Source organism: Pseudonocardia sp. McavD-2-B (assembly GCF_024124365.1).
GTDB lineage: Bacteria > Actinomycetota > Actinomycetes > Mycobacteriales > Pseudonocardiaceae > Pseudonocardia > Pseudonocardia alni.
Map to the genome: position 1 here is coordinate 1 of NZ_JAMXSG010000373.1, position 4,317 is coordinate 4,317.

Consider the following 4,317-nt stretch of genomic DNA (forward strand, 5'->3'; position numbering starts at 1 on the left):
CGAGGGCCCGTCCGCCGCGGCCGACGCCGTCCCGGCCGGGGTCCGCGAGGTGCTGCGCCGGCGCCTGGCCCGGCTGCCCGCGATCACCCGCACCGCGCTGGCCCGGGTCTCGGTGCTCGGCCGCGACCTGGACACCGACGACGCCCTCGACCTCGCCGCCACCGCCGACGGCGCCGACCCGCTGGACGCCCTGGAGCCCGCGGTGCTCGGCGGGATGCTGCTCGAACCCGGGCCGGGACGGCTGCGGTTCTCCCACGACCTGGTCCGCGACACCCTCTACGGCGACATCCCGCAGCTGCGTCGCGCCCGGCTGCACGCCGCGGCCCACGCGATCCTCACCCGCAGGCGGCCCGACGACCCGGTCCCGCTGGCCCACCACGCACTCGCCGCCGGGTCCGCCGTCGAGCCGGACCGGGCCCTGGCCGCGGTCCGTGCCGCCGCCGCGGCCGCCGCCGGATTCGGCTCGCACCGCGAGGCCGCCCGGTTCTACGGCCGCGCCGTCGAGCTCGCCGGACGGGCCGGGACCGGCGTCGACGACGAGCTCGCCCTGCGCTGCGCGCTGGTCGCCGAGCTCGCCCGCGGCGGCGACGGCCACACCGCCCTCACCGAGCGCCGGACCGCCGTCGACCAGGCGACGGCCGCCGCACCGCAGTGGCTCGGCGCCGTCCTGACCAGCTACGACACCCCGGTCAGCTGGACCATCCGGCCGGGCCAGAACATCGACGCCGAGCTGATCGACCTCATCGAGACCGAGCTCGCGGCGACCCCGCCCGACGCCGTCGACCGGCGGGTGCGGCTGCTCGCCGCCCTGGTGTTCGAGATCGAGGGGCACGACGACGACCGGGTCCGCTCCGCCTCGGCGGAGGCCATGGCGCTCACCGGGCGCGGCGTCGACCCGCTGCTGCGCTGCCGGGCGCTCAACGCCCGGTTCTTCGCCGTCCTCGCCCCGGACCTGTGGCACGAGCTGGCCCCGGTGGGGGAGGAGCTGGCCGAGCTCGGCGGCCGGGCCGGGCACGCCGGCTACCGCACGCAGGCCCACCACCTGCAGCTCATGGTCGCCGCCGGCCGCCACGACCTCGACGCGGCGACACGGCACGCGGAGGCCGCCGTCGCCGGGGCCCCGGGCGGCCAGCTGGAGTTCACGCTCGGCTGGGCCTACATCTTCTCGGCGCTGCGCGCACTCGTCGCGGGGGAGCTGGACACCGCCGAGGAGCGCTACTCCGAGCTCGCGACCCGGCTGGTCGGTGCCGGCCAGGTCAACGGGGCGCTGATGGGGCTGCTGGGGCGGTTCGTCGTGCGGTACGACCAGGGCCGCCTCGGCGAGCTGGTCCCCGAGCTCGAGGCGCTCCGCGACGCGCTGCCGCCGACCTTCGGTGACTTCCTCGCGCTGGCCCACCTGCACGCGGGCGACCCCGTCCGGGCCCGCGAGGTGTGGGCGCCGGACGCGGAGCTGGCCCGCAGCTACTACTGGCTGATCTGGACCTGCGTGCGCGCCGAGGTGGCGGTCGGCCTGGCCGACCGGGACGTCGCCGCGCGGTACCGGGAGCAGCTGCGCCCGTGGACGGGCACGGTCGCGGGGCTGTCGTCGGGCACGATCGCGCTCGGCCCCACCGACCTGGTGCTCGCCGGTCTGGAGGGGCTGCTCGACCCGGCAGGCGGCGGCCGGGTCCACCACCTGCGCGAGGCCGAGCGGGTCGCGGCGGAGCTGGGTGCCCCGGTGTGGCGCGACCGCGCCCGGCGGCTGCTCTCGGCGGCCGTCGCCGACCACTCGACGGCACCGGCTCCCGGGGCTCAGGACGTGCCGAACACCAGCGCACAGCGCCTGCGGTAGCCGCCGCGCAGCAGCCGCTCCATCAGCACGACCACCGGCCCGGCCTCGCGGCGCATCTTGGCCCACTCCTGCGGGGTGGTCACGGCGACGATCCGCGGCAGCATGAACCGCAGGCCCGGCCCGGACTTCTGCACCTGCGCGACGACGGCGTCCCAGTCGTCGGCGGGCACGTGGCGCTCGATCACCGGGAACAGGTCGCGCTCCTCGGCGTCGAGGTGCTCGTCGATCTCGTCGCGGACGACGGCGAGCCGGTCGGCGAGCACGCCCGCCGCCTGCGCCCGGGCCGGTCCCTGTGACGCGGCGACGACGGCGGCCGCAGCCTCCCGCACCGCGGCGAGCAGCGGGTCGAGGCGGCCGTGGTCGTCGCTGAGCTCGTCCAGGTCGACGGCGTGCCCGGCGTGCCGGGCGATCACCGGCCAGGCGATGTCGTCCTCGGCGGTGTGGTGGCCGTGGATCTCGTGCTCCAGGTGCTCCAGCCAGGTCCGCAGCGCGCGGGCGCGCCGGTCCGGGCAGGGCGCGCCGTCGGCGATCGCGCGGGCGGCGTCGGCGAGCCGGTGCAGGTCGACCCGCATGACGCGGTGGGCGAGGGTGATGCCGACCAGGTCGGCGGTACGGGTGTCGCGGGCGGTGGTCACCGGGATCTCCTACGGGTTCGGGGCGGTCGGTCTCTCGACACCGCAGACGGTGCGCCCACCCGCCGGCCGGGGACTTGCACTTCACTTGTGCCACCGTTCGCCCGGCCCTTGACCGGCCGGCCAACCAAGAGTAGACCGGAGGTATCCCCATAGGGACCTCACAGGAGAAGGTGACTGACGATGGCTGGGACCACTGGTCGTACCTGGCAGCGGTGGCAGGACTGGGCCGCTCTCGTGATCGGTGTGCTGACGGCCCTCTCGCCTCTCGTGACGACGACGAACGCCGCCGCCGCGTGGACGATGGTCGTACTGGGCGTGGTGCTCGCCGCCACGTCGCTCTGGTCGCTCGCCGTGCCCGGCTCGGTGGCGAGCGAATGGGTGCACGGTGTGCTCGGCGTGCTGCTGTTCCTCGCCCCCTGGGTGATGGGCTACAGCGCGCTGACCGGGGCGTCGTGGACGTCCTGGGTGGCGGGCGTCCTCGCGGTCGTCGTGGCGGCCTCGGCGCTGCCCGCGGCGAACGCGGAACACCGCACGCTCGCCATGCACTGACCGTCCGGCAGCACGACGACCAGGTGAGGGGCCGCGACCCGGAGGGGTCGCGGCCCCCGCAGCGTCCGGGAGAGGATCGCACCGTGGACCACGAGCTCGACCCGGACGCACCCGCCCGGGACCGCATCCTCGACGCGGCCGAGGGGCTGTTCGCCGAGCACGGCTTCGACGCGACGCCCACCTCGCGCATCGCCGAGCGTGCCGGGGTGCCGAAGGGGCTGGTGCACTACTACTTCCGCCGCAAGCCCGACCTGCTCGAAGCGCTCGTCGAACGGCTCCCGCACCCGGTGCGCGGGGCGGACGTCGCCGTCGCCGGGGACGTGCTCGCCGGGCTGCGTGCGCTGGTCACCGCGCTGGACCGGGCGCTCGACGCGTCCTCGGTCCTGTCCCACCTGCTGTGGCGCGAGGCCGACACCCACCCGGTCGTCCGGGACGCGCTGCTGCGCCGCTCCGGCGAGCTGGAGGACGCGGTGCACGAGGTGCTGCACACCGGCGGCGGGGCACCGGATCGGATCCGCGGCGCCGCCCGGCTGCTGGCCGCGGCGATCGGGCACCGCTACGCCCTGGACCGGCACGGCGACGACGCCCGCACCGACATGGAGGCCGAGCTGTCCTTCGTCGCCGCGGGCCTGTAGCGGCGCCCCCGGAGCGGGGGTCAGGGCCAGGGGCGCCAGGGCGCGCCGGACTCCTCGTAGCGCGGGACGGTGTGCCTGCGGTCGGCGAGCCGGTGCAGCGCGTGCGCGGCCCACGTCCGCCATCCGACCAGCACCAGTACGACGACGATCAGCCCGGCGGTGAGCGGGCCGGCCCAGCCGAGCGGCCCCGAGGCGTTGACCGCCGCCATGACCAGCGGGCCGAGCAGCGCGAACACCGCGCCCGCGACCTGCGGGAGCCGGGCGTCGGCGAGCACGTCGACGGCGATCAGCCTGCGCTGCTCACCGTCCGGGGTACCTCCCGAGCGCAGCACCTTCCGTGCGGCCGCGCGGTCGCGCACCAGTCCCATGTCCGGCCCGCGGGACGGGGCGACCCGCACCGGGATCCGCGACGCCGACAGCCACAGCAGCACCACGCCGAGCAGGCTCAGCAGCCCGCCGACGACGATCGCGGCCAGCAGGTGGTCGGCGCGGGCGTGGACGTCGGTGGTGATCGAGTAGACGACGCCGAACCACGCCGCCGCGACCCCGGCCGCGACCCGGCCGATGACGACGGCCCGCAGGGACGGCGGTCGCACGGTCGGCCACGGCCCGGCCGGCGCGACGGCGGCCGGCTCGCCGGGCCGGTCGACGGGACGGCTCTCGGGCA

General features: G+C 76.8%; 4 protein-coding genes and 1 pseudogene. 3 read left to right on the forward strand and 2 right to left on the reverse strand.

Annotation, left to right across the window (positions count from 1 at the left end; all coding sequences use genetic code 11):
• Positions 1–1,831: pseudogene (locus NH602_RS28575) on the forward strand (hypothetical protein); the annotation flags it as partial.
• Here the strand turns inward: NH602_RS28575 and NH602_RS28580 are convergent.
• Positions 1,792–2,466 carry a hemerythrin domain-containing protein gene (locus tag NH602_RS28580; RefSeq protein ID WP_253069429.1) on the reverse strand — a complete coding sequence of 225 codons (675 nt, stop codon included), beginning with the start codon at positions 2,464–2,466 and terminating at the stop codon, positions 1,792–1,794. The pseudogene NH602_RS28575 and the gene NH602_RS28580 sit on opposite strands and share 40 nt — an antisense overlap.
• A 180-nt stretch (positions 2,467–2,646) precedes the next feature.
• Here NH602_RS28580 and NH602_RS28585 point away from each other — a divergent pair, with 180 nt between their 5' ends.
• Together NH602_RS28585 and NH602_RS28590 are read left to right on the forward strand one after the other, a co-directional pair.
• A complete protein-coding gene (locus tag NH602_RS28585; protein WP_179760613.1) occupies positions 2,647–3,015 on the forward strand; it encodes an SPW repeat protein in 369 nt (122 codons plus the stop codon).
• A gap of 83 nt (positions 3,016–3,098) precedes the next feature.
• Complete coding sequence (locus NH602_RS28590) at positions 3,099–3,650, forward strand: TetR/AcrR family transcriptional regulator (protein WP_073578039.1); 552 nt, start codon at positions 3,099–3,101, stop codon at positions 3,648–3,650.
• A gap of 20 nt (positions 3,651–3,670) precedes the next feature.
• Here NH602_RS28590 and NH602_RS28595 read toward each other — a convergent pair.
• Positions 3,671–4,317, reverse strand: a 647-nt coding sequence (locus tag NH602_RS28595) for a hypothetical protein (protein ID WP_253069430.1), incomplete at its 5' end; no start/stop codon positions are given.